The organism is Bartonella sp. AA81SXKL, assembly GCF_042196945.1.
Classification (GTDB): Bacteria; Pseudomonadota; Alphaproteobacteria; order Rhizobiales; family Rhizobiaceae; genus Bartonella.
In genome coordinates, this window is record NZ_JBHIRH010000236.1 from 1 (window position 1) to 717 (window position 717).

The 717-nt window shown below is 35.1% G+C and carries 1 protein-coding gene and 1 pseudogene; both read left to right on the top strand.

All coding sequences use genetic code 11. The features are described 5' to 3' along the window. A pseudogene (locus ACFINZ_RS10805) lies at positions 1–362 on the top strand (methionine--tRNA ligase); the annotation flags it as partial. Next, the coding region (locus tag ACFINZ_RS10810) for a TatD family hydrolase (protein ID WP_375701520.1) at positions 352–717 on the top strand (366 nt) is incomplete at its 3' end. The pseudogene ACFINZ_RS10805 and the gene ACFINZ_RS10810, both read left to right, overlap by 11 nt.

The following is a 717-nucleotide window of genomic DNA, read 5'->3' on the forward strand; positions in this document are numbered from 1 at the left end:
GCAAAGCCATGTCTTCTCAAGAAATACATTTAGCACTTTCAGCTATTTTTTCAGTCGTTGCAGATGCTAACCGCTATTTTGCAAAAGAACAACCTTGGAGTTTAAGGAAAAATAATCCAGAAAGGTTTTCTACAGTTCTTTACATAACTTTAGAAATCTTACGGCGAATAGGAATAATGCTGTTGCCTTTTATGCCACAATCAGCAGCAAAACTTCTTGATAGCCTTAAGATTTCTCAAGAAGATCGATTATTGCAGCATATAAGCAATTCAAAAATTCAAGAAGGTCTTGATCTTCCACCACCAGAACCAATCTTTCCCCGTTATATTCTTAAGAAAGACGATATTCACCATGTTGATTGATACGCATTGTCATCTTGATTTTGAGGATTTTTCTCAAGATTTAGATGATGTTATCCAAAGAGCGCTAGATGCTAATGTTAAACGTATGATAACGATTTCAACACATGTTCGTAAGTTGGATAAACTTTTAACAATTACACAAGCCTATCCTCAAGTTTTTTGTTCTGTTGGCACGCATCCCAATCATGCTCATGAAGAACAGAATATTACAGCTAAAGAGCTCATTGATCTTTCAAAACACCCTAAAATTGTTGCATTTGGGGAGGTTGGTCTTGATTATCATTATGATTATTCCTCACCAGAAGAGCAAAAGAAAGTTTTTCAAGAACATATTATCGCTTCTCAAGAAACACAA